Origin of the sequence: Occallatibacter sp. (assembly GCF_049582745.1) — a bacterium.
GTDB lineage: Bacteria > Acidobacteriota > Terriglobia > Terriglobales > Acidobacteriaceae > Telmatobacter.
On sequence record NZ_JBAUUO010000062.1, the window covers coordinates 79,086 to 99,837 of the forward strand.

General features: G+C 56.9%; 17 protein-coding genes and 1 pseudogene. 7 read left to right on the top strand and 11 right to left on the bottom strand.

The annotated features are described in order from the left end of the window. Positions 1-38: 38 nt before the first annotated feature. The 3 genes from WCA10_RS09075 to WCA10_RS09085 form a co-directional block, all read right to left on the bottom strand. Complete coding sequence (locus WCA10_RS09075) at positions 39-1,661, bottom strand: hypothetical protein (protein ID WP_472822185.1); 1,623 nt, start codon at positions 1,659-1,661, stop codon at positions 39-41. A 67-nt stretch (positions 1,662-1,728) separates the two neighbouring features. Beyond that, positions 1,729-2,757, bottom strand: coding sequence for a hypothetical protein (locus WCA10_RS09080; protein ID WP_472822186.1), 1,029 nt, complete (start codon positions 2,755-2,757; stop codon positions 1,729-1,731). 291 nt (positions 2,758-3,048) lie between these two features. Next, the gene (locus WCA10_RS09085) at positions 3,049-5,919 is read right to left on the bottom strand and encodes a tetratricopeptide repeat protein (protein ID WP_472822187.1); all 2,871 of its coding nucleotides are present in this window, start codon (positions 5,917-5,919) and stop codon (positions 3,049-3,051) included. 280 nt (positions 5,920-6,199) lie between these two features. Between WCA10_RS09085 and WCA10_RS09090 the strand changes: the two genes are divergently transcribed. Next, a complete protein-coding gene (locus WCA10_RS09090; protein WP_472822188.1) occupies positions 6,200-6,895 on the top strand; it encodes a hypothetical protein in 696 nt (231 codons plus the stop codon). 64 nt (positions 6,896-6,959) lie between these two features. After that, positions 6,960-7,718: a hypothetical protein gene (locus tag WCA10_RS09095; protein ID WP_472822189.1), complete on the top strand. Its 759-nt coding sequence runs from the start codon at positions 6,960-6,962 to the stop codon at positions 7,716-7,718. A 12-nt stretch (positions 7,719-7,730) separates the two neighbouring features. On the opposite strand, the gene WCA10_RS09100 is transcribed toward WCA10_RS09095, so the two are convergent. Then, complete coding sequence (locus tag WCA10_RS09100) at positions 7,731-8,135, bottom strand: response regulator (protein WP_472822190.1); 405 nt, start codon at positions 8,133-8,135, stop codon at positions 7,731-7,733. A gap of 24 nt (positions 8,136-8,159) precedes the next feature. Here WCA10_RS09100 and WCA10_RS09105 point away from each other — a divergent pair, with 24 nt between their 5' ends. The 4 genes from WCA10_RS09105 to WCA10_RS09120 all read left to right on the top strand — a co-directional run bounded on the left by WCA10_RS09105 (position 8,160) and on the right by WCA10_RS09120 (position 13,805). Further along, a complete protein-coding gene (locus tag WCA10_RS09105; protein WP_472822191.1) occupies positions 8,160-8,519 on the top strand; it encodes an RtcB family protein in 360 nt (119 codons plus the stop codon). A 151-nt stretch (positions 8,520-8,670) separates the two neighbouring features. Then, positions 8,671-9,063 (top strand): hypothetical protein, encoded by a 393-nt coding sequence (locus WCA10_RS09110; protein WP_472822192.1) that lies wholly within the window; start codon positions 8,671-8,673, stop codon positions 9,061-9,063. 277 nt (positions 9,064-9,340) lie between these two features. Next, complete coding sequence (locus tag WCA10_RS09115) at positions 9,341-12,523, top strand: CHAT domain-containing protein (protein WP_472822193.1); 3,183 nt, start codon at positions 9,341-9,343, stop codon at positions 12,521-12,523. A 442-nt stretch (positions 12,524-12,965) separates the two neighbouring features. Further along, on the top strand, positions 12,966-13,805 hold the full coding sequence (locus WCA10_RS09120; RefSeq protein ID WP_472822194.1) for a hypothetical protein: 840 nt from the start codon (positions 12,966-12,968) through the stop codon (positions 13,803-13,805). 83 nt (positions 13,806-13,888) lie between these two features. Here the strand turns inward: WCA10_RS09120 and WCA10_RS09125 are convergent, their stop codons facing one another. From WCA10_RS09125 to WCA10_RS09140, 4 genes are all read right to left on the bottom strand, one after another. Further along, a complete protein-coding gene (locus tag WCA10_RS09125; protein WP_472822195.1) occupies positions 13,889-14,254 on the bottom strand; it encodes a hypothetical protein in 366 nt (121 codons plus the stop codon). Continuing rightward, positions 14,251-14,709: a hypothetical protein gene (locus WCA10_RS09130; RefSeq protein ID WP_472822196.1), complete on the bottom strand. Its 459-nt coding sequence runs from the start codon at positions 14,707-14,709 to the stop codon at positions 14,251-14,253. The genes WCA10_RS09125 and WCA10_RS09130 overlap by 4 nt, the downstream gene beginning before the upstream one ends. Before the next feature lie 101 nt (positions 14,710-14,810). Continuing rightward, positions 14,811-15,962: a hypothetical protein gene (locus WCA10_RS09135; protein WP_472822197.1), complete on the bottom strand. Its 1,152-nt coding sequence runs from the start codon at positions 15,960-15,962 to the stop codon at positions 14,811-14,813. 884 nt (positions 15,963-16,846) lie between these two features. Then, on the bottom strand, positions 16,847-17,671 hold the full coding sequence (locus WCA10_RS09140; RefSeq protein ID WP_472822198.1) for a hypothetical protein: 825 nt from the start codon (positions 17,669-17,671) through the stop codon (positions 16,847-16,849). Between the two features lie 281 nt (positions 17,672-17,952). Between WCA10_RS09140 and WCA10_RS09145 the strand changes: the two genes are divergently transcribed. Further along, positions 17,953-18,087 (top strand): hypothetical protein, encoded by a 135-nt coding sequence (locus WCA10_RS09145; RefSeq protein ID WP_472822199.1) that lies wholly within the window; start codon positions 17,953-17,955, stop codon positions 18,085-18,087. Between the two features lie 186 nt (positions 18,088-18,273). On the opposite strand, the gene WCA10_RS09150 is transcribed toward WCA10_RS09145, so the two are convergent. The 3 genes and pseudogenes from WCA10_RS09150 to WCA10_RS09160 all read right to left on the bottom strand — a co-directional run bounded on the left by WCA10_RS09150 (position 18,274) and on the right by WCA10_RS09160 (position 20,135). Continuing rightward, positions 18,274-19,146, bottom strand: a complete 873-nt coding sequence (locus WCA10_RS09150; RefSeq protein WP_472822247.1) for a nucleotidyl transferase AbiEii/AbiGii toxin family protein — start codon at positions 19,144-19,146, stop codon at positions 18,274-18,276. A 54-nt stretch (positions 19,147-19,200) separates the two neighbouring features. Further along, positions 19,201-19,449: pseudogene (locus WCA10_RS09155) on the bottom strand (site-specific integrase); the annotation flags it as partial. A 56-nt stretch (positions 19,450-19,505) separates the two neighbouring features. Beyond that, positions 19,506-20,135, bottom strand: coding sequence for a tyrosine-type recombinase/integrase (locus WCA10_RS09160; protein WP_472822200.1), 630 nt, complete (start codon positions 20,133-20,135; stop codon positions 19,506-19,508). Positions 20,136-20,752: the final 617 nt, after the last annotated feature.

Sequence of the window (20,752 nt, forward strand, 5' to 3'; positions counted from 1 at the left end):
GGTTGAATCATCCGCGGTTTGCAGCGGACATAATTTCTTCACTGGCCCGATTGCGAGCTAATATCCTCGCAAAGCCGCATGCCTGGTGGGTCGATCTTGGTAATCGCCTTGCGGTAGATCTCCTTGTTCACCGAGCCGATGGACTGCCCCCACGCCTCGGCAGAGGCGCCCACGCCCGCCACAATGTTCAGGTCGTAGCGGGAACACGGGCTGATCGCGGAAAAGCCAGTGAAGCTTGAAGCTGATGTTCCGATCACCTGAAAGTACACGGCGCCGTCCGTCTTCAACGCGTTCGCAAAAGTGTTTCCCAGGTGGAATCCATTCTGCTGGTATTGTTGGTATTTCTCGGGGCTGAACAGATGTTTCGCGACCTGATCGGCGATCTTGTCAACGATATCGGCGGCCTTTTTGATGTCGCTCTTGTCGTAGATCTTGTTCAGGCCCAGCGTAAGTTCAATGCGCGGCGCAGCGACGGCCACGAGCATGCCCAGTGGTGCCGTGGGAGAAATATCCTGGTGATCGCCAAGGTTGATATCGCCGTTGATATCGCCGCCCGATTCCACACTGCCGGAGGAAACAACGAAACTCTGATTGGCGCTGTAGGTTACGCGGAACGATCCCTTTGTGATCTCCTTGCCGCCTGTGATGGCGGGGTGGATCATGATTGCGCCGCTGACCTCGAGATAGAGCGGCAAGCCCTCTAGAAACTCCGATAACGGAACGTCCACGACACCTGGAAGCTTGATGCGACTCTCTTCTGCCATCACGCCAGGTGAATCCTTGGCAACGGCCCAGTTAAACGTCATCTCCCCGGTCAGGTTGTTGAAGGCAGTCTTCATCTGCTGAATCTTGCTTTGCTGCACACCGATGGTCGAGTCGAAATCAAAGTCTGAAACCGAGCCCTTCCCTGTTATCGAAGCAACAAAGCCAGCTTCGCTTCGCGTCAACTGCAGATCGAGATTTGTCCGTCCATCGGCGGGTGTCGATTGATAGCTGGTATTCCACCCGTCGATGATGGAGTGAACCGCGCCCTTCAACAGTCCTTTGTATGCGTCCATGTTGCCTTGGGCTCGCGCCTGGTCCGCCATTGCGTTCTCGGGACTCTGTGCGTAGAGGGGAGGCGCAATGAGATCGGGCAGCGTGGAAAAGAATCCCGGATCGGGCCGATGGAGCATTGCGTTCGACGTAGTGAAACGCACCGGTACCTGGACGTGAATCTCGCCGTTCTGGATCAGATCGGTCAGCGCCGCCTGCTGTGTCAGTACCATCACTCCATCGGGTGTCTGCTCGACGCCGAGCACCACCCGAGCCAGCAGGCCCTTGATCATCAGCACATCGCCTGCTTTGAGAGCGCGCGCCATCTCGTTCGAGCCGTCAAACAGAAGGCTGGCTTCGTTCGTTGAGACGCCAATGAGGGCCTTCTTGCCTTGATCCTGTTCCATGATGCGAACGTTCGGCCGATACGTGACGTGTGCGTAACCGGAACCCTTCTGGAGCGGCGCGGCCGCCGATCCCGTGGATGCGCGGGGCGTTGATGCTGTCGATGCGGCAGATGCGGGCTGTGATGCATCTTTGTGTGACCTGCAACCCGTAAGGGGAAGTGCTGCGATACAGGCAACAACAAGGAAAGCAAATGCCAGGCGACTCGATCTCGATTTCATGAGCTCTAACTCCTCAATGCAAAGTTCCCAGGGAGTTTTTCTAATGCTCCTTCGCCGCTGTTTCGGCTCACTCGATGCGGAAGGTCCAGATCGCGTCAAACAGAAGACCTTCCCCCTGGGCGCGTGCGATGTCACCGCCCGAAAACTTCTTGTCTTTCGATACTGGTCGCAGCGCGACGGCATACTCACCCGGCTCAAGCTGCGCTTCCGGCGTAATCTGGTACTTGCCCGTCCCAAGCTTCTGCGATTTGAGCGAGACCCGATCCTCCATAAAGTGCGAGTACATTTGCCAGTCACCCGCGGGCGTGCCGTCCGCTTCAGCCTTGCCCCGCGTCGCACCAACAATGCGGCAGGAATTCTGCGCCGGAGTGAGCTTCAGAATCACCGGCTCGAAGTCCTCTGGATTTACCCTGCGTGCGCTGTCGAAGGTCACCGAGAACGTCGGCATCGCATTGGGCACAACGTTTTTTGAAGAGGATTGAGAGACGCCCCAGACGTACGTCACCTCGGGCTTTCGCTGTGCCATCACCGAGGAAAAAACACCGCCAGCCCCCATCACCGCCGAGCTGCCCACGTATGAGCCAGTATGCATAGCGATATCGGCCGACGTCGTGTAAATGCCCACCTGCATCGATTGGGCAAGGACGGCATCCGAGCTGAGGGCGCCGAGCGATGTAGGTTTGGTCTTCGTCTGCGCAAGCGACGTCTTCTCGAGCGGCAGCTCACGCCAGGATTTGCCATCGGCGTAGGCAACCACGAGCGGCGAGGACTTGTTCGCCTCCTGCGCCGTTGCCCCCGCTCCCGCGGTTTCGCTTGCGTGGCTTTGTGTGGACCCGCCGGTTGCGGCCATGATCGCGTCCATCTCCGCAGCCGTGACACCCGCATTATGCAGCGCAATGAGGGCGTCGGGAGACGTGTCCAGTCTTCCTCCGCTACTGCGAATGGAGGCGATGATCACCGACTCCGGAAGGCTATTGTGCACCATCTTGATGACGTCCTCGTTCGTGAGAGGCTTCTGCGCCTGTTGCGCCAATGCAATCGCCGAGCCGAGAAGGGCCAGGCAGACGGTTGGGATCAGTTTCATTAATCGCTTCATGTTTGCCTCCACGGGGCGCAGTCGATTCAGAGACACGCAGGCCGACTGCCAGGCAGGTCGGTGAGTTTGCCCCGGGGTCGCAACTGTCCCGCTGGTTGTGAAATGAACTCGAATCTGTGGCGGGGGGTGCATGCGGCACAAGGCTCTCTGTCGAAGCCTTGAATAGCGCAGGATCGCCTTTGAATCAAAGGAATCCAGGGTGAAACGAAACTGACACGATAAGTGGTTGGGTTTCCATGTGCTTAGTCCACGTGCTGACTCGGCGCTTCGCGACGGGAGGAACGTCGCGGGTCACTGCCTGCTTGCGACCTGCTCGACAGATACCTTGCCGAGCAGTTCGGCTTTCTGGGCAACAAGCATGTACCCCTTGCCACGAGCTTCGTCGGCAAGCGTAGAGAGCTCCATCCGTCCGGCGGGCGCATTCATTGCCATCGAAGCCTCGCCCAGCGCCAGCCTCGCCTCGCACTCGAGATCGAAATATCCCAGCCGCTTTGCTGTAATCGCGACCACCTTGAGCTTTTGCAGGGCAGGCATCGCAGCCTTGCCGTCGCGCGCGCGTGCGAAAGCAGCCGCAACTTCCACCCGTGCGCTCTGGATTGCGGCCGGCAGGCGCAGCGCTGGATCCGGACTTGAGATGCTGAGAGTGGATCCGCGCTTCACCATCTGCTCAGCATCCTCGAGTTTTCCTTCTTCCAATAGCGCGCGGCTGAGCAGGACGTATGCGGCCGACGCAGCTGGATCGGCACTCTCCTTTTCGAATTCCGCCAGCGCACTGCGAATGAGCGGCTCGGCCTGATCCGGCGATCTCTGGTCGAGCAGCAGCTCCGCGATCTCGGTTTGCTCTTCCGCCACCAGGCCGTTCTCTCCCATCTTTTTCCTGATCGCAAGCGCCTCGTCGAAGATCGAACGGGCATCGGCGAGCCGGCCCTCCGCTTTCAGCGCGTAGCCAAGTTCGTTCATCGCGGCCGTGTAATACTGGGACCCGCCTGTCGCCTTCAGAGTGTCTTTCGCAGTGGTGGCATCGAGCTGCGCTTCCTTGACGCGACCTTCGGCAAGTTCGAGATCAGCGAGCCGACTCAAGAGATAACCCGGATTACTGGGATCAAGCTTTGACTCCAGCTCAAGACTCTGCCTGTAGAGCTTCTCGGCGGAATCGAGCTTGCCCCGCAGATAAGCGATATCGGCGATATTCACCAGCGCCGTCACCATATTGGCGATATTCCCTGCCGCCTCAAAGTGCTTCCTGGCGTCTTGGTACATCTTTTCCGCCTCGTCGAGTTTTCCCTGGTTGGTCAGAACGATCGCCATGTTGTTGAGAATGGCGCCCGTCTTTTCGTGCTCACCCAGGTCCTCAGTGTATGCAAGGGCACGCCGATAGGTGGCGATCGCTTCTGCGGAGTGACCTTGCGCACCTTCACCATCCCCCAACAGTCGAAGTGAATCGGCAGCGCCGGCACGATCGCCCACGGCAAGAAACACCTTGTAAGCCTCGTTGCAGGCGGCTGGACCTTGATCCGGATGGTCCCCATACAGCAAACGCATGCACTCGTCGCGGCGGGCCTGGGCATAGAGAACCCGTTTACCCTGTGCAGCTGCCTTCGCGGCACCGCTCCTCAGGAGGGCAAGCGCCTGATCTTTGTTTTCGTCTGAGGCGGCTGCGGCAAGATCGATCCGGGGATCGTCTGCGATAAGGGCAGGCATCTTGCGAAGCCGTGCCAGCACGTCCCTGGCTTCGCTGGCGTGACCACTCTCCACTTCAACAGATGCCAGGTTGAGACCATAGTCCAAATTGTCGGGATAGAGTTCGAACAACGCGCGGTCAATGGACGCAACCTGTTCCAGATGCCCGATGCTTGCGAAATACTGTGCCTGCACCATCATGCGCAACTGCTGCGGCAGATCCGTCGAGAGATCGAGTGCCGCCTTCACCTCGTGACTGCTCTTTTGGCCATATCCGAGTTGGCTCCACGCGCGCGCCAGCATGGCATGTGCAAGTGAGAACTTGGGGTCGACTCGAACGGCCTGCTCCAGAAGATCGCGCGCACCTAGGGCGTCATACTGTCGCAGCTTCATCACACCCAGTGCATAAAAGCGCGTTGCGTCCGGGGAGAGAGGCATCGCCGAAAGCACGTTGGCGACGTCGCGCTCCTCCATCCGCGTCACACCCAGATGTTCACGTAGCCGATCCCCTGCCTTCGAGACCAGATCAAAGATGTCGCGCTCGGTTCCTACTTGTGAAAACTCCGAAACGATCTGTCCCGTTGCCGCTCTCTGGAGACACACGTCAAGGCGCAGGCTGCCTGGCTCGGTATGCCCAAGTGCGGTGAAAGAGCCGAGCACGAGCCAGTCGCTATTGAGCGCGGAACCGATCTTCGCGGTTGTCTGCTGGTCGAGCGAAAAGGACTGTGGCCAAGGGTTTGTGCCGCGCAGGTTCTCAACATCCTGCCCCGGAGCCAGCCGCACTTGCCCGTCCCCGGAGAGTTCCGTTGCGAACATTTCGGAGAAAGCCGCCGAAAGCCACGCATCTTCCTGCTTGCCTGAATTATTTTCAAAACCCAGAACCGCCAGCGAAGGGCGCACAGAAACCGGCACCGTTCTCTCGTGGGCAGAAATCGATGCAATCCGCGTCCGCTGGCTCTCGTAGCGATACATAGCCCCATAGCCGGCCCCTACCAGAAGAAGTGCTGCCGCGGAACTCATCGCCCACCTGGGGATGCTGAAACGGCTCGGAGCGCCCACCGGAAGTTTTGTGACGGGTTGCATCTCAGTGACGGCCGCCGGCGCTTCCGCGGATGCCAGAGACGTGATCGCTGCCGCAATAGGAGTTGCGACAACCGGAGCGATGAAGCGGTATCCTCGCCTTGGCACCGTCTCTATGAATCTTGGATTGTCAGAGTCGTCATCGATGGCCGCACGCAACCTCTTCAGGATCACATTCAGACTGCCATCGAAATCCACATGGGTCCCGTCAGGCCAGAGGGTCTCCTTCATTTCGTTCCGGGTCACAATTTCGCCGCGCCGCTTGAGCAGCATTGCAAGAACCCGGAAGGACTGACTCTGAATCCTGACCCGCATTCCATTGCGCAAGAGAACTTCCTGGGCGCAATCCACCTCATACAAGCCAAAGCGAAAGACGTTGGGCGGGGAAGCAGAAAGTGGCATCGCTGTTCAATCCCGATGCGGGTGCAGGAAGCATACCACGCTTCCAATCCCTTGTCAGTAAATGATGTAACCGTTTGCAATGGAACCACTTTGCAAGACATGCAAGAGTCACACTCACTTCCGTTGACCCCGTCTGTTACTTGAGTTATTCCGGAGCAACAGATGGTGCTTTGGCGTCGGAACTCGGGACACGGAAGGATCTGCCTTGGCGAATGAGTCCGCAGCGCAGGCAGAAATCCCGAAGAAATCGGCAAAGCGAACAGAAAAGGAGCAAATCACCATGGCATTTTGTGGACAATGCGGAGCACCCCTTTCAGAGGGAACCACTTTCTGTGGGAGTTGCGGAAAACAGGCAAGCCTGGCGGCGCAGCCAGTAACGGATCAGCCGGCGGATTCCGGCGGTGCTGGATGGACTTCGGTAAGCTCACAGCCGCTTGCTGTGCCGGTGTCTCCTCAGCGCCCGGATACCCTGGCATGGTCGCCGGTCGTGAATCAGCCTGCGCAGAGTGCAGGGTGGAACTCGGTTCCAGCACAGCCCGCCGGCGCAGCACCGAACTCGGGACAGAACTGGAGTCCCCCACCACCGGGTGCGGCGCCTGTGCCGGCCATGTCCGCCGCGGCCGGCACCGGACTGACGCGGAACATCGCCGGAGCGTTGGCCTATTCGCTGGGCATCATCACCGGCATCCTGTTCATGGTGCTTGAGCCGTACCGGCGTGACCGCTTCGTGCGTTTCCACGCGATGCAGTCGATTTTGTACTTCGTGTTTGCGGTTGCATTCAGCATTGCGTGGAGCATCGTGGTGGGAATCCTGATGAACATCAGCGGCTGGGTATTTGTGGTGGCGTTCCCGATCCGATTGATCATTTCGCTGGCGATGTTCGGACTCTGGCTCTACCTTATGTACCAGGCCTACAACGACCGCGAATTCCGCATACCGATCCTGGGCGCGATCGCAAGCAAGCAGGCGGGCTGATTTCCGCGCCGGATCGCGGGATTGCGCGCCCCGCCAAACGAAAACGGGAGAAAGGATTTCGAAGATGAATTCGACGAACCATGTTTCCTGGCTGCGATGCCTGGTAGCTGTTTCATCCCTCGCGGTAGCGGCAGTGGCCGGGTGCAGGTCGCATGCGTCATTGAAAGCTGAATCGGAGAAGCGCGATTCCTCGAATACGCCTGCGCAACCCGCGCATCCGATTGGTGGAACATATTGCCTTGAGACCTTCGCACTTGGACCGGCTCTCGCCAAGACAGTTCACTTCTCTTACAAAAAGAACGAGAGCGATGGATCCTTCAAAGATTACGAGGGAGATCTCGCGGGCGACACTCTCGAATCCAGCGTCCACGAAAAGCAGGTGGCGGGAGACATGGATCGGGAAATGGCAAAAGACCCAAAATTAGGCGCGCCGCCAGTTGTCGACGGTTTCGTAGATACCACGCGATCGCTGCACTCCACCCGCAGCGACGGTTCGGGATGGTCCATGGGATCGAGCGGCCAGGTACAGGCCTTCACACCGTGGGGACTCTTCATCGCCAAACCCAATGTGAAGCAAGTTGGAACGGAAAACGTGGCGGGGTTCGACGCGGTGAAGTACGCAGTGGACACCGACGGCCAGGGGCAACTCGAAAAAATGCCGCTGACCCTTTCCGGCGGACTGAAGGACTACACGATCAAGGGAAATGCGTGGGTGGACGCCAAACAGGAATGCATCCTGCAGTACAGCATCGACTACGACGAAGTTCTGAAGGATGGAACTCAAAAGAAGACCCACTACGAAGGCAGCACGACGAGGCAGTAATGCAGACGTGTCTTATGCCATTCGCAATGCGGCCTGTTGGAGGGAGAGGCCATGTTTCACAGTCTCGATGAGCTCGGTGTGCAAGAACGGCTTTTCGATGAATCCGTGGATCAATCCTTGCTCCAAGGCTGCGTGGATGGCTGGATCGTCTTTGTAAAAATACCCTGAGATCACCACGATCGGAATACCGGGCTGGGAGGCAAGAATCCGATGGGCCAGTTCGAGGCCGTCGATGTCGGGCAGCTTGGCGTCCAGCAAAGCCAGCGAGAGCTGGTTGCTCCGGGTTGCCTCGAGAGCCGCCTGGCCGTCCAGAGCGCGAATGCACTGCACCTCCAGCGCATGGAGCACATGATCGAGGGCCCAGCAGACGTCGGGATCATCGTCCACGATGAGGACGAGTGGTTTCAACAGGCTCACGTTTCTTCTCCCCGGCCCGGCACGATGGGTGAGCAGTCGGTCATTCTCGAAGGAGTCGAAAACGAGCATGCCCGTTACTCGCTGTATTCAACCGTGCACGGCGCAGGCCGCGCAATGGGTCGCCGCGAGGCGACTGGCGTTGTCGACCGCAAGACCGGAGAGGTCAAGCGAGCCGGCAAGGTCACGTCGGAGATGATGCGCGCGTGGGTGGATCGCGCTGGGATCGAACTGCGCGGCGCTGGACTGGATGAGTCACCCGACTGCTACAAGCGTCTCGATGAGGTGCTTGAATCTGTCGGCGAAACGGTGCGCATTCTGCACCGGCTAACTCCCGTGGGAGTTGGGATGGCAGGAGCAAACGAGTTCGATCCCTACAAGGACTGAACTATCAACCGGAATTGGCGGCGCGGGGCGAAAGTCGCTCGGCTCCGCCAGTTCGGGGCCGATAGGTCTGTAGTATTCGCCAGGCGTTGCACAAATTAAACTCATTTACGCAACTCCTGTTCAAGTGCCGGCAAATATGGGCCAGTGTGGCATGTTTGCGGTCGACTTCTCCGGGACCGCTGCGCCTGCCAAAGGAATGGGCGTATTCTGTTCGCTCCCGCCCGACACCGCCCATTTGTTCAAGATCGTCCTTCTAATGGGAACGGCGCCCTCGGCCGTAGCGGCCCAGACAGTGCCGACGGTTGCGGCCGTCTATAACAGCTACAAGATAGCTCCCGGTTGGATGCAAAAAATGCTTTCTCCCTACACACTCCCAGCCTCGGCGGGCCCAAGTCAGGGGCTCGCCGGAGCGGCCGAGACCCAAATGTATTTAAGAGCGATGGCGAATCAACAGCAAGTCATCGATCACGGCTTCAGGTGCGCGGATGCTGGCATCCTGGGCAACGGGTCGAATTGGGAGACTCCTCGCGAGTGCGGTGGATAGGCGCCGAACTTCTAGAGTCGATTCCGGCCTGTTTCAGCGATATTGCAGCCGCGATGGGCAAGGGCGACAATGCCAACTGCAAACAAACGGTCAGGTCAGCATTGCTCCTTAGGTTCGTCTCTCGGCATTGGGACCCGCATTGTCTCTACCGCCTATCTTCATGACTTGCGACTCGTGTAAACTCTGAAGCATTCTGTTGACTTCTTAACCTTTCCTGCACCGCGAGGTCCGCTGCATGGTGAGCCCGCGCTTCCACCCTAGACGCTGCGGATCGGCAATGCCGCTGGCTCTGATGGCTGCTCTGCTGCCAATGCAACTCGCCAGCCAGATACCCCAGGCATTGCCCCCCGGAGGTTCAGCGTCAGGAACGCAGGTTGCGGGTTCGCAACTATCGCGTGACGAACAGTCCCGTTTGGATCAGCTTCAGGCAGCACTGAATTCTGCAATTACGGCTCGCGATGCTCGAGCTGTGGCGAAGCTACAGAATCAGATCGGCGAGCTGTGGTTTCGTGCCGGAAATGCAGGCAATTCACTGGAAGCCTACAACCGTGCTTTGGCGGCAGCAAGACAATCACAGGATGCAGAGCAAGGCGTCGCGGCGCTCAACGGGCTGGGCGGCCTGGCTCGCAATGCGGGTCAGCTCCAGCAGGCCGTGCAGGCATATCAGCGTGCGGTCGACGTTGCTACCGCGCAAAATGTCACAGCCGGCAAGGCAGATGCGCTCAATGGCCTTGCACTCCTCTCCGCCGCTCAAAAGCAGCCAGGACAAGCATTGGAATATGCGAACCAGGCCCTGGAAATTCGGCGCTCTCTTGGAGACCACGCCGGAGAAGCGCAGATCCTCGCGGAAATTGCCACTGGCTATGGGGCCGCGGGAGACCAAACCAACGCCCTCAAGTACGCGCAGCAGGCCCACGACGCTTTCCTGCAGGCCGGCGATCATCGTGGCGAGGCCATGTCGTTGCTCGGCATTGGAGACATCTATGCCAGTCTTAGAGACAAGAAGGCGATGGATTATTACGCGCGGGCATTGACCATCGCCCGCCAATCGAACTTCCCACGCATTCTGGCAATGGCTTTGAACAAGACCGGGATTGGCGAAAATGCCCTCGGCGAGAACCAGAAAGCACTGGAGCACTTCACCGAGGCGCTCCCGATCTTCCAGCGCATGAACATGGCGGATGCAAGTGGGCTTACGATGAACAACATCGGCCTCGCCTTGTCCGATCTGGGAGAAAAAGAAAAGGCGCTGGGGTTTTACAACCAGGCTTTACCCATTTTGCGTGCCGCAGGCGATGGCAGCGGCGAAGCAACAGTGCTGAACGACATGGGGATGGTCTATCAAAGTCTAGGCGACCGGCAGAAGGCACTTGATTACTACAACCAGTCGCTGTCCATCGTGACGACTAAAGGAGACCGCGCCATGCAAGAGACACTGCTGATCAACATGGGCGCGGCTTACGTTGAACTCGGCGACAAACAAAAGGCCGTCGAAACTCTAGATCAGGCCATCGCACTGCAAACCGGTGCCGCCAATCGGCGTGGCGAAGGAGTTGCCCGCGTGAGCGCCGGTATGGCCTATCACAAAATGGGCAACGACCAAAAGGCCCTCGAGTCCATCAATCAGGGCCTCGACATTCTTCGCCAGGTAACCGATCGCCAAAATGAGGCGCGCGCTCACGTTGCACTCGCCAGAATTTACTTCGATAAAAGAGACTTCGCCAGCGCGCGCGCTCACTTGAATCAGGCACTGCCTCTCGCCAAAGCAGTCAACGATCCCCTGATCTTGTCTCCCATTCTTTACGGCATGATGTGGGTACACAGAGATCAGCCTGCCTTAGCCATCTTCTACGGCAAGCAGGCGGTGGACCTGGTACAGCAGGTGCGCAGCAACATGCAGGGACTCGACAAAGCCTTGCAATCCACCTTCGTTGCGTCCAAGGCAGACTCTTACCACGATCTAGCCGATCTGCTCATTACGCAGGGCCGGCTGCCGGAGGCACAGCAAGTCCTGAATTTGCTGAAGCAGCAGGAATATTCAGAGTATGTGCGCGGCGCGCCGACTGACGCGCTCAGCCCTCTCACGCTTACCCCGGCGGAACAAGAGGCGGAGCAGGATTACGAGAAGTCGACAGGCCAGCTTGTGGCGGCAGGCGAACAGTGGGAGGAACTCAAGAGCATCAGCGCGCGCACACCCGAGCAGGAGCAGCAATTCCGCCAGCTCTCCGATCAACTCAAGGCGTCAAATAAGGCATTGGACGACTACTACGCCAGGCTTTACGTGCTCTTCGGCAACGATAGTGCGGCGAACAAGCAACTGGCCGACGTGAGAGGAAACGTCAGCGCTCTAGAGGGGCAGATTGTCGAATCGCCTCGCACCGTTGCGCTCTACACCATGGTGGCTAATGGCCGCTACCGTGTGATTCTTATTACCTCTGCAGCGAGAGTCGCGCGGGAGTTCACAATTCCCGACGCAGAGTTGAACAAGGACGTGGCGGATTTCGAACAGGCGCTGCGCGATCCGCTGAGCGACCCGAAACGGCCGGCGCAGCTTCTGTATAACATCCTGGTTGGTCCGATAAAGATAGAGCTGGAGCAGGCAAAGGCTGAGACGCTTGTATGGTCGTTGGACGGCGTGTTGCGCTATGTGCCGATGGCTGCACTCTACGATGGGAAACAATACCTGGTGGAGAAGTACAACACCGTGACAATTACGCCCGCTAGTATCGCCCTCCTTGAGCACAAGCCGGATGTCGCCAACCTCAGCGTGGTCGCTATGGGCATTGCCCGCAAGTACGAGGAGGGGTTGCCCGCTCTTCCTGCGGTGGCAAACGAACTGCGCGATGTGGCGAGAGACCCGCAGACGCAAGGCGCGAACGGCGCTTTACCAGGAACGATCCTGCTCGACAGTAAGTTTACCGAAAAAGCGATGGAAGACCAGCTGAGCGCAGGGCATCAGGTAGTCCACATCGCCAGCCACTTCGTCTTCAAGCCCGGAAATGACAGCCAGAGCTATCTGCTGCTGGCTGGTAAAGACGAAGGCAGTGCTGGATTCCATCTCACGGTGGCAGACTTTCGGGATAACAGTAATCTGTCTTTGCACCAGACGGATTTGCTCACGCTCTCAGCCTGCGAGACCGGAATGAACGGCAACTCCGGCAATGGTCGCGAGGTGGATGGCCTGGGTACCACCGCGCAACTGAAAGGGGCCCGGTCTGTCATCTCGTCGCTGTGGGAAGTAAGCGACGCGAGTACCGGCGAACTCATGGCCGACTTTTATCGGCGCTGGTCTTCGGGCAGTGGCAAAGTTGCAAAGGTTGAGGCGCTTCGCCAGGCGCAGTTAGATCTGCTGATGGGAAAAATAAAGCCGAAGCCGGACCTCGCTAATCCCGACGCACCGACAAGCTTCGCGCACCCGTTTTACTGGGCTCCGTTTGTACTCATGGGAAACTGGAGATAAACAGCGTGCTGAGTCTCCGAACGGCGATGAATTATCTGGTTCTGAGAAACGGCAACTTGATGAACGGTGTGATGACCACCGGGCACTATCAACAAGAATTGGTTAATTGCTATTAAGGTAAGGAGCAACTTCTATGGGATTGTCACGACGTTCCTTCTTGACTGAGTCTGCAGCAATGGGCATTCTGCCTGCGCTGCTTGCAAATTCCGAACTCGCATACGCCATTTCCACCATCGAAGATCAGCCCTCACAGTCGCCAACCGCAGGAGAGATGTATTGGAAGTCTCTATACGCCGGCGGAGCGGTTCGTGGCCATGCCAAAACCCCAAAAGAAGAGCGGGACCCACGAATTGTGCACTACAGTGATAAATCCGGGCTACGCTGGGTAGAGGACATCAAGCCCACGGAGTTGCCATCCTTTGACGAAGACGCGGTGGTGACAATGGAACTGAGCGCCTTCCGACCTGGAAAGGGAGACTCATCACGGCTGGCGAAAGTGAAGTTCGCGCAGCTGCATCTATCTTGCCAACGCGTATCTGGCAGCGAGTTTCTCGGACCGATCGTTTGGGCTGCGCTGGCCACCATATTCACCGATAAGGCTAGCAAACTGCCTTCTGAACAGAGCCTGAACTGGGGAGCTCTCACGGGGAATCAGACCGCGGCGCAAGCTCAAGCAAAGAGTAACGGACCCAAGCTGAGCCACATGGTTCTGAATCAAGGTGCCGGTCACCTGAGCGTCAATATCACAAGCACCCCCACTAACTCGCCTTTGCATAAGCTCCTGGGCGCTATTGTCACCGGGGCAAAAATCATGAGCCCGCTGCTGGGTTTTCCCGGCATCACGGTCTCTGCCTTGCAGTCGTTTTACGACTTCTACGGCAAAGTGGAACAGGCAAATCCAGAGAACTTTCTTCTCAACTCGGCGCAAAGAGATGTGGCTGTTACGCAGCAAGGGGCAGACAACAGTCTGATCTCCGCAAACGCCATGCGTTTGATTAGCGGCGATTATGTTTTTGTGCCGAAGTCCCAAGAATCGGACTTTCAGAAGAATATGGACCAACTCATTGTCCAGAACGGCTATGTTGTGGAGAGAAATGCAAAAGGGACACCCGATGATCGGATCGATCAGGCGATTGAGACGGTCACATATGTCACCGTCAATGTAAAGGTCCAGCCGGCCAGTTCCTTCCCAGCTTCGTCAACCGTTACTGACCCACTCTTGGACTCTGTGCCGCAGGGTTCCAGTCCTGCCAGCAAGAAGCCTCCGAAAAAAAAGCCATAGAGCTTTCGAACCAGTGCAGTACCCCCATCCTTGCCGCAGATTCATTGCGGCGTGGATGGGGTCACGTGATGATCCGATTCGATTTAATAATCAATGCCAGGGATATAACCGCTAGGGGACACGGACTGGAAGCGGCTGGGGTTGGCATTGATCAGTGCGCCTGCCAGGCCATCTGAAGTTGTGGCGTGGCCTCCCGTCTGGGTGTCGACGACAACTGTCTGGTCTCGCAACATGTTCGACATTCCTGCAGTCATGCGGTCCGAATTGTCCGTGTATTGCCCAATCATATTCAAAGTCTGATTTGTTATTGCGATGGTCTGTTGAATCTGCTGATTCACGATCGCGTTCACCATTTGCGTGTTGCGGCTATAGTTGGGGAAAATCTCCGCGATGGTGCTCGCTTCCTGACCCATCACCTGCTGGGGGCCGTACATCACATACAAAGTCATCTGCCAGCTGCCCATCGCGAGTCTTGCGTGTTGATCATTTGTGCCACAAGATACTGCTTTCCCTTGCCATCATTAAAATCAATGTCGCCGAACATAAACTCGTTCGCGCCGCCCTGCAAAGGTATGTCTTGCACTTTTGCGATGTTGATCAGCGGTGGCTGCTGGCGCGCCTTCTGCGCCAACTGAGTAAAGGCGGCCTTGAAAGCAGTGGCTGAGTCAGCGCTATGCGGAATCGCCACAAAATTTCCTGGCGCAGCGCCGCGGCTATTCCCCATCAACGCACGCGACTGCGGGTTTGTGGGATCGATCACAGCGATGGTCCAGCCAAAGCGCAGCTTCTCGCCGTTTGGCCCCGCGGCGGTCAGATCGCCCTTCTGCGCATTCTGCATCTGCCATCCCGCCGGCAGCCCGATCGATCCGGTTCCATCCGGAAACACCGCGCGCTGCAATGGCAAATTTAGGCCTTTCGCAGACCCCGTCGTCTTGGGAGCGTTACGCAGAGCAGTTTTTCCCGCTTAATCGTCACCCGCCCGCAGCACTCACTGTGCATTAGAAGCTATTTCTGTTTTGGCTCGAAGATAGTTCGGAACACTGCGATATCTGTCGCGTAGTTTCCATGGGCGCCAACCGGCCCATCAAGGAATGGCGGAATCTTAAACCCAGAATTTCGTACTGGAATATTCACCACGCGGACACCGGCAATATCCGGAACACTCCAGGTGAGAAGATCGCTTGCATCGCTGAATGCAATTATTTGTGGGGCGGGAGCCGCAGGCGATCGACGCTTCAAGTACGCTTCTCTCATTGACACCCATCGGGAGATCCCAGACGTCGGAGTTTCAACAGATTCCGTCGGAAGTGGTGCGCCACCGTCTGCATGAGATTTAAGTGAGAGTCTGGCAAGCCCGAGAAGCGCCACCTGGTTTGCCAAGAAATAGAATCCGACTGTATGTTCTGAGAGATAGTCGACCGCGAGTTTCTCCTTCGGGGTGATACTAAAACTCGCGAGCTCGGTCTGATGCGGTCCGAGTATTCCGGTGTCGAGAGCGTCCAAGACGAGATAACTTCCCAGGCTATGGGTGATAAAGAAAGTCGGAGAGCCATTGTCATCTGGCTTTGTCGATTCCAAATCGATTCCCGACAACTCCAGAGACTTCAGCATCATTTGCCGGATACCAGAAGCAAGGATGTCTCGCATCGGTCCTAGCGCCAGAACAGCGTCCCCAAAGCCCCAATCCATCAGCCCACTTTTCAGGTTGCGGTTCACCACGTCCGCATGACGAGGCATGCCTTTGATCCCGGCCAGATCGGAACTTGAGAGCCACTGGTATTCCAGGAAATGCCTCGGACTCGCGGGGTCCGGCTTTGTCTCTTGCGGCCGGCATACATTCAGTAGTCCCTTTGCAGGCCCGGTCAACAACGCGTCGCTCTTGATAAGAAACTTGCATTTTACTGCGTACACGAGAGGCCACCAATTGAGCTCGTCCAGGACGATCGGGACTTTCCCGCTGCCAGTGATCTGATAACGGTCAATGAATGGTGCCGACGCATTCCACTCGTCCTGTGACGTCCAGATGGGAGTATTCAGATACAAAAGCGCGGGCCATGGACCATCTGTGGCAAAGGCTTCCCTGTCGACATAGACACGGGGTAGATTGGTTACCGTGCACTTCTTGAGATACTTGCAAATACTTTTCCGCAAGGGCATTGAATCCCCGGGTCCAATCTGGTTGATCCCGTGTATGTAGAGAATATGGATCGGAGCGAATGAATCATTAGAGCGTCCTCGCGTGACAGGCAAGGCCTTGGCAGCTTGCTCACTTTGAACCAGGTCTCCAACTGATTGCGTGTACGCGAGCTGTTCCTTCGTGGATATGTTTTGGGACTGAGCCAATGGCGACAAGAGCTGAAACCCTGTGAGACACGTTAATATCCAGGTTCTGCCAGGAATAGTCATCCATTGAACTCCTAGTTGCCGAGATCCGACCTGCCTGTGTGCTGCGCAAGATTGACCGGCCCAATTCCTTTGTTTTCCGGTGGCGAGTAGTGTAGCGCAGCCATGGAAGGACTCAGATTTCCTGTGCCAGTCCGAAGTTGCTCATCTGCCGGTTGAGTTTCAGCCAAACCCGTTCGACACGTACATGGCTTGCCGTTCTCGGTCGATGATGATGGGCGGCCGAAACGGGTCTTCCGAATCCACACCTATTGCGATCCGGTGCAGCGGGTCAGGGCGGTTGTAATGTGAAAGTCGCGATTTACGCGAAGCGACTGCCTTAAGTGCAGTCTGAGTGTCTGCCCGGTGATTCTCATAAACGAGAACACCGGGCCGGCGCGCGGCCGGGAAATGGAGTTTCCATTTGGGAGGCTGGAGCGTGTAAAACTTCGTTTCGATAAGTGGTGGGATCAGCACGGCGGCTGAAGCATCTGAGCCGTCACTGGGGGCTGCTCGATGACGAACCGATGAAGCCCTGGAATTCCACTTTCTCATCCCGCGCCGCACCGAAGTCAGTCTCGGATTGAGAGCCGGAGGTTTCGATAGTTCACACGCGCCCACTCGAGCAGCCTTCTACGACGCGGACATCGCTGACGTTCTCAGTTGCAGTAATCGGGCAGTTTCCTCTCAGGCACCTCGCGGATGACACCCAGGTCCATGCAGTTGGCGCTCTGCTGCGCCATCCTTTCTGCGTACATTCCGCTGGACTCGCCTCCACCACCTCCACCATTACCGATCGGCATTGGTGGGGGCATGGGTGGCGTAGAAGGCATGAGAATCAGCTTCAGGGAATTTGGAGACGGCTTGTAGCTGGAGAGAACGGCTTCCGCTATCGGGCGCTCCTGTTTGGCCAGGGCGTCTGGAATTGTAGCGTTCATCCAGAAGAGTTTGAAGATACCGTTGGTGTCCATCGGCAACGAGCAGAATCGCGACTCAAATTTCGATGGGCCCTTCTTATTGGTCTGAGAGCCAAGAAAGATGCCGCACTCAGCGATTTTGCCCAGCGGAATGGGAGTAGCTGAGATGATGGTGACTTGCTCGGTCGGGTCGCCAGCCTGAGCGGAAGCTGCCTTCCAGATCATCGCGTACTTCTGAGCGAGCGTGGCCTGATACGGCATCGACATTGTGATCGGGCCCATTCCCTGCAGATTGGGCTGGAATGGGCCGTTCTTGACGAAAAGCCCATTCCCGAGAGAGATCGCCTCGCCCTGAGGGCCAGACATTTGAATGACGGCGTTTACGCCCTTGGTTACCGTCCATCCAGCGGGGACGCCGACGGATGCACTTTGATCTGGCGCGGTGTAAGGCTGCAACTGGACCGGACTGGCGGTGCCAGCGGCCGGAGGATTAGCTTGTCCCGCCGCCTGGGCTGAAGCTTCTACAGCGATTGCGGCCAAGATTGCCGTCACAGCGGCAATCCGCATGACTCTCCTTACAGATCCTGCGTCCATCATTGCGTTCGTCCTCTTGTAGTTCAGTTTCAGTAACTGGGAGAGCGGCCGGAGTACCGATCGTTCTCCACTTCGATTCGAAGAGCGTAGCATTCGAGGACAGCAGAAGACTATCGTTTTTCGGCACCCAGCCGCGAAATTTCACGAGAGTACAAAGAATTGTCCTAATGGCCGGATTGACTCAAATATGTAGTGCCGGGCCGTCAGCTGATCTTCCACCGCCAGCCATTTCGTGTTGCAGCCGATCATATTTGTTGCTGGCGGGCAAGGAGAGCGAAGGCACGGGATACCATCTCACCGTAGCTAACTTCCGCGACAATCCGAATATCAATCTGCGAGCGACGGACCTGCTGACACTCTCAGCCTGCAAGACCGGCGTGACCAGTTAGACGCCACTAAGCCGTCAGGCTTAGGGATGGTGTCTATCTCCGAAACGAGCGCAGCGACGGCCCAATTCGTCGCGTCGCGCGAAATGGCCGCTTGCATAGTCGCCAGCTTCTTGAGCGCAGTGAAGACTTAATTGCATTCAGCGGTCGAATGTGCACGAAATGGCTTCACTCATCCGCTCGCCCGTTTCAGATGCGTTTCCAGGGACCACCCGGCTCCCACCGGAGAGTTGGCAGATTCTCTGCGGCTGACGCAGGCAGGACCGGCATAACAAACGCCTCGATGCCCGCAGTCACCTCTTGGAGAGTGATCGGTTCGATGTAGAGCTTGTTCTTCGTGACGAATGCGTTCCATTGCTTTTGTTTGGTGGCATCGTCGTAGAATTCCGCGGTGAGAGCGGTCGGCAGAGCTTCGAGGGGCAATGGTGTCTTTCTCCGTTCGAAAGTTCGCCTAATGGCCTCAGAAAGTGACGATCCGTCAAAAGGGAAGAGGCTGGCCAGGGTCTTTAGATCATGAAAATCTTTCATTCGTGTGTTTGCGATACCAAGTTTGACCAGCGCTTCGAATTTCTCGGCGACAACGGTTTCGCGAGGATAGGCCAGAAGAACGGGAGCCGGATTTTCGAGGAGTGTTGGGTAAGTGGTCTCTGTTGGATCGGGAGTGATGGCGTCACCGAAGCCGATATCTATTTGGACCGGTAGACGCGAGGCTTCAAGGTATCCGACGAAAGTTACGCGGATGTCCTTCGTCCGGCACTCTCTGATGTAAGCTTTGAGGGCCCCAGTGGCTGCGGGGCCAACTAAGAACTGGCGCCGCTTACTGCCTTTGCCTCCCACCTCGCCCATGCCGAAGTACTGCTTTCCCTTGGCGGGTAATTCACGCGCATACGTCGTGATCGTGTTGCGGTTAAGTTGGCAAAGCTCGGCAAGCCTGAGCCCTGTGTAGACGAACAGGAGGATGATTGCCTTATCGCGAAGATCGGAAATGCCGTCGACCAGGGTTTTGAGGACGTTGTCTTCGACTGCCCTAGGAAGGTCATTTTGCACTTTCGGACGGCGCACCCGTGCAATAGGATTCCGGATTGTCCGATCGGAATTTTCCCCGAGCCAGTCGTAATAACTGGACACAACTGCGAGGCGCCGAAAAATCGTTGCCGGTGACAAAGCTTCTCCTGCGACCCGCCCTTGATGCTCGCGAAGATAGCTGACGTAATCGCCGACTGTACTGTTCCCAACTTGGTTAACCCTTAGGCCCTTTTCAGCGAGAAAGCCTTCGAACCGCTCAAGATCTTGTCGGTAAGCGCGTAGAGTTTCCTTGCTTCGCGTTTGGACCGCGAGAGAATCAATGAAGCCTTTGATATTCATGTGTTATCTCCAGAATTGAAAACATTGCGGGTAAAATGAATTACCCGCAATGCGGCTTATGCTGCAGAATCAATGGCGGTTACTGGCTCCGTGTCATCCATCAAGGCATAATCGAACAGCGACATGGCTTCTTCCGTTCCAGATTCCTGTTCCTCTTGCAACTTGGCGTAGCTCTGTTCGTACTGCCGCTTGATCGTGGCAGGAAGGACAAGAATGTACCGCTCCAGGCTGGTCCAGCTTTTCCAACCCCCGAGGATCTTCAGGACCATTAAGGCGATGCCATTGTTCATGAGGCGAGTCGCCCAGCTATGCCTAAGCCGATGAAAGTGGAAGCTGCACGCCGGTTCTGGAAAAGACCGTAGGATCCTCTTGAACCAGGCGCTCAGTGTCTGCGTGGTAAAGAAGCGCGATCCGGAGTACTGGCTGTGGAGCAGATGGTCATGTCCACAGTTGGGGTTCCGCTGCTCCAGCCACAAGGCGAGATACTTTCTTACTCGCTCGTGGAACTGAACGGTGCGCGCACTATCGTTCTTCGTTGGCAGACGAATATATACGATCGAGCTAAAGACAGCTACAGACGCAAGCAATATGCCCAGGCGAGGGAGCTGTTCACTGAGGCGTGCAATGGCGGGGATATGAGGGCTTGCAACTACCTCGGCTACCCATGCATTGGGGCCGCTTTTCATCTCACGGTCGGCATTTCCCGGAAGTCTTTGGAGCGGAGAGGAACGATCGGAACGTGTAGGTACGTGGAGGTTCTAGAAGGAGACTTTTTCCGGAGTCTGAAGGAAGCGATTTTTCGATTTTATGAAAGTGAAATTAGTTTCGTGCAGGTATTGCACTGGACAAATTCCACCGACACTCCCCGGATAGACGAAGCATAGCCGAGGCGCGGGTTGTGTCAAGGGCGGCAAAGCCGCCGCTCACGCGGTCACGACCCTTGACACCGCCCTCTCCGCCTCGGCACACAATCCAAATATCCGGGGAATGTCGCATTTCCCTTTTCTCAGAGCACTAAGATTCAACCGAACAACGCGCCAATCGGCCTCTCATCGTCAATTGACTCTGCCCCTCCGGTCCGAGAATCCAGACTCGAAGCACCCAAATCCTCTTCATGCGAAAATGCGCTACACGCCCACGGCAGCTTATTCTAGCGGTGCTGGACTCCGAATTACGGGCACGAGGCGTTCGATGGGAATCGCACTGATTCTTGGGGCTGGGGCAAGTAGAGGCGTAAGTTATGCGAGGGACCGTGAAGTTCTGTCCCCCTTAGACCGAGACTTCTTCGATCTGCTCCAAAGGC